Annotated in this window: 5 protein-coding genes and 1 other annotated feature; of the genes, 2 read left to right on the forward strand and 3 right to left on the reverse strand. The window is 39.3% G+C overall.

Annotated features, from left to right (window positions below; genetic code table 11):
- A partial coding sequence (locus WA225_RS20150; protein WP_422609291.1) for an ectonucleotide pyrophosphatase/phosphodiesterase occupies positions 1-640 on the reverse strand: 640 nt, incomplete at its 3' end.
- Between the two features lie 154 nt (positions 641-794).
- On the opposite strand from WA225_RS20150, the gene WA225_RS20155 reads away from it, so the two are divergent.
- Together WA225_RS20155 and proS are read left to right on the forward strand one after the other, a co-directional pair.
- Complete coding sequence (locus tag WA225_RS20155; protein ID WP_002124993.1) at positions 795-1,088, forward strand: YesK-like family protein; 294 nt, start codon at positions 795-797, stop codon at positions 1,086-1,088.
- A gap of 93 nt (positions 1,089-1,181) precedes the next feature.
- Positions 1,182-1,389, forward strand: a binding site (T-box leader).
- A gap of 45 nt (positions 1,390-1,434) precedes the next feature.
- Positions 1,435-2,865, forward strand: coding sequence for a proline--tRNA ligase (gene proS / locus WA225_RS20160; RefSeq protein WP_422609292.1), 1,431 nt, complete (start codon positions 1,435-1,437; stop codon positions 2,863-2,865).
- 267 nt (positions 2,866-3,132) lie between these two features.
- Here the strand turns inward: proS and WA225_RS20165 are convergent, their stop codons facing one another.
- On the reverse strand, positions 3,133-3,234 hold the full coding sequence (locus WA225_RS20165) for an LPXTG cell wall anchor domain-containing protein (RefSeq protein WP_422609293.1): 102 nt from the start codon (positions 3,232-3,234) through the stop codon (positions 3,133-3,135).
- Positions 3,195-3,957 (reverse strand): hypothetical protein (locus tag WA225_RS20170; protein WP_422609294.1); only part of this gene is annotated, 763 nt, incomplete at its 5' end. The genes WA225_RS20170 and WA225_RS20165, both read right to left, overlap by 40 nt.

The following is a 3,957-nucleotide window of genomic DNA, read 5'->3' on the forward strand; positions in this document are numbered from 1 at the left end:
TTGCAGCTACTGTTTCCTCAGACTCGAAGCCATGGTAATGTCTTTGAGTATCTAAATCAGTAAAATGTACAAACATAACATTAGGCTTTTTCGTCTGAATTGTATGTACGGCAGAAGCAAGGACGAAATTATCAAGCTCAGGCTGTGACAATCCATTTCGTATATGGCCGAAACGACGATTTAAATCTAATTGATATAGCGGGCTACCGCTAAATAATGAAACTAAAATTTGATTTTGCCACGGTCTATTTGGAAAAATTTCCGGTAAATTGTAATCGATATTTGCTCTTCCAGTAACAGGCCATAGAAGGGCTGCTGTCGTTAAATTTGCTTTGCGTGCTTCATCATATAAAGTTGTTCCTTTAATGGACTTTCGGTACCAATGCCAATCTGGTGAATCACGTCCTGGTTGAAGTAATGTATTGCTGACAACGCCATGCTTATTAGGATAATTACCGGTTACGATTGTTGAGTGGCTTGGATATGTTACAGAAGGATAAATTGGCTCCACTTTTTTCGCAATCGCACCCTTTTTTATTAAAGTTTGGAAATTAGGTAGTTTTTGTAATATAGGAAAATCTAAAGCTGATAAGCAGTCGAAAGATAAAATAATGACGCGATTTGTTAATGCTTTATCCATAAAGTTTCCCTCCTGATTATATAAAACCTATTCTTGTATATTACTATTAATACCTGGTAATAAAAATATATTTTTGAATAAAATTTCGTTATTTATTTTCAGAAAAATTAAACATATAATAAGTATAAGGGAATGAATGGAAGGAGGGAATACTATGGATTGGCTAGATGGATTTGGTATCTTTTACATCATTGGTGGAGTCACCGTTCTCCTTGTATTTTTTATGTCATATTTACTAAAGAAACGTTTTCCAGATAAACAGTTTGATATTATATTTGCACTTAGTTTAGTACTTCTTTGTTTAGCTTTCTTTCCTGTAACAATGATCGCTATTGGTGGTTGGGAAGGAATGGGATACGGATTTATTTGTTTCTTCGTTTTAATTGGTACACTAATTGGTATGGTTGCTCATCAACTTGTAAAAATAGTTCGGAAAAGTTACGTATAAAACAGTGATAATTGAAAAAAATGTATAAAAATAAGAAAATTGGCTCTTGTTTTGAAATAAAATTTATATTATGATATTCAACAAATTTATTTTGTTATAACGATGAAAAAGGAATAGTACATGTCTTACCTTTTTGCAGAGAGAGAATCCTTTTGGCTGGAAGATTCTTAAAGAGGCGATATGGAACCTACCTTTGAGTTCTGCATATGCAGCGGGAAATTCCCGTTATCAAAAAGAGAGCATACTCAATTTTTTTGTGTATGAATCAGGGTGGTAACGCCGACAAAGCTCGGTCCCTATTTGGGGACGCGGGCTTTTTCTATTTTCTAAAGGAGGAAGAATAACTATGGTAAAAGAACAAGTACAAGCCATTACGAAAATGGAAGAAGACTTTGCTCAGTGGTATACCGATATTGTAAAAAAAGCGGAGCTTGTTGATTATTCAAGTGTGAAAGGTTGTATGATTTTACGTCCATACGGTTATGCATTATGGGAAAATATGCAGAAAGTGATGGATGAAAAATTAAAAGAATCTGGTCATGAAAATGTGTACATGCCAATGTTTATTCCAGAGAGTTTATTACAAAAAGAGAAAGATCATGTTGAAGGATTTGCTCCTGAAGTAGCATGGGTTACTCATGGCGGAGATGAGAAATTGGCGGAAAGACTTTGTATACGTCCTACATCTGAAACTCTATTCTGTGAGCATTTTTCAAAAATTGTTCAATCATATAATGATTTACCAAAGTTATATAACCAGTGGTGTTCAGTAGTTCGTTGGGAGAAGACGACGAGACCATTCCTTCGTACAACTGAATTTTTATGGCAAGAAGGTCATACGATTCATGAAACGGCAGAAGAATCTCAAATTGAAACATTAAATATTTTAAATCTATATGCTGCTTTTTGTGAAGAGTATTTAGCGATTCCGGTTATTAAAGGGCAAAAAACAGAAAAAGAAAAGTTTGCAGGAGCGAAGGCAACTTATACGATTGAAAGTTTAATGCATGATGGAAAAGCACTTCAAACAGGAACATCTCATAACTTTGGAACGAGTTTCTCTGAAGCATTTGATATTAAGTTTTTAGACCGTAACGGTAAATGGCAATACGTACATCAAACATCTTGGGGTGTATCAACAAGAATGATAGGTGGACTTATTATGGTTCATAGCGATAATAACGGACTTGTAATGCCACCGAAAGTCGCTCCAGTACAAGTTGTTATCGTTCCTATTGCTCAGCACAAAGAAGGTGTGTTAGAAAAAGCAACAGAGTTGCAAGGACGTATTCAGAAGGTTGCACGTGTAAAAATAGATGCTAGCAATAAAACACCTGGCTGGAAATTTAATGAGTATGAAATGAAGGGTGTTCCAATTAGATTAGAAGTTGGTCCAAAGGATATTGAAAAGAATCAAGTTGTACTTGTAAGGCGAGATACGAAAGAAAAAGAGTTTATATCAATGGATCAATTAGAAGAACGCATTCCAGTACTACTTGAGGAAATTCACCATTCTTTATTTAGCAAAGCAAAAGTATTTCGCGATGAGAATACGTATAGTGTGACGAATTTCGAAGAGATGAAAAAAGCGGCTGATGAAAAGCAAGGTTTTATTAAAGCGATGTGGTGTGGAGAACTAGCTTGTGAAGAAAAATTAAAAGAAGAAGTTGGAGTATCTTCACGTTGTATTCCGTTCGAACAAGAAAGTTTAGCTGACGAATGTATTTGCTGTAGTAAAAAAGCGAAGCAGATGGTGTATTGGGGAAAAGCGTATTAATACTCTTTCTACTAGATGACAAAAAGGACTTTGATTGCATAATAAAATGCAATCAAAGTCTTTTTAGTTTTATCCCGCTATTTGCCAGGTAGTAAAACTCCCACTTCAAAATTCGGCTGGAGCTAAGAAGTTAGGTGGGAGCCCTGCTGCCCGTAAAAGCCCGATTGGTGAAGGCTAATAATCAGTGGGGGATGAACAAAATCCCCACTGATTAAAGTTTCACTTTATAATCTGTTTCATGTATTTTTAGATGGAAGGATGATTTTTTTATTTTGCGTTTTTACGACGAATAAATAGTAACACACCAATTAGGAATGTCGAAAGACCAATTAAAATAGATGCAGGATAATGCGTTGCAGTATTAGGCAATTTATTGCCTTGTTTTGTTGCATTATCTTTTGCGTTACCGCTTTGAGAGCCGCTATCGCCTTTAACACGGTTGCCGCCCTGAGAGCCATTACCACCTTGAGAACTGCTGTCGCCTTTAACACGGTTGCCGCCCTGAGAGCCACTGCCACCAGAACCACTGCCACCAGAACCACTGCCACCAGAGCCGTTACCGCCAGAGCCGTTACCGCCAGAACCGTTGCCACCAGAGCCATTGCCACCAGAGCCATTGCCACCAGAGCCATTGTCACCAGAACCACTGCCACCAGAGCCATTGTCACCAGAACCACTGCCACCAGAGCCGTTACCGCCAGAACCACTGCCACCAGAACCGTTGCCACCAGAACCATTGCCACCAGAACCGCTGCCACCAGAACCGTTGCCACCAGAACCATTGCCGCCAGAACCGTTGCCGTCAGAACCACTGCCGTCAGAACCACTGCCACCAGAACCATTGCCGCCAGAACCACTGCCACCAGAACCGTTGCCACCAGAACCGTTGCCACCAGAACCATTGCCGTCAGAACCGTTGCCACCAGAACCACTGCCACCAGAACCATTGCCACCAGAACCATTGCCACCAGAACCATTGCTACCAGAGCCATTGCCACCGGAGCCACTGCCACCAGAACCACTGCCGCCAGAACCGTTGCCACCAGAGCCATTGCCACCAGAACCATTGTCACCAGAACCACTGCCACCAGA

The organism is Pseudomonas sp., from assembly GCF_049300855.1.
Lineage (GTDB): Bacteria > Pseudomonadota > Gammaproteobacteria > Pseudomonadales > Pseudomonadaceae > Aquipseudomonas.

Excerpts from the sequence above, each read along its gene's own strand:
- proS (WP_422609292.1), top strand. The coding sequence starts at position 1,435 with ATGGTAAAAGAACAAGTACAAGCCATTACGAAAATGGAAGAAGACTTT.
- WA225_RS20155 (WP_002124993.1), top strand. The coding sequence starts at position 795 with ATGGATTGGCTAGATGGATTTGGTATCTTTTACATCATTGGTGGAGTC.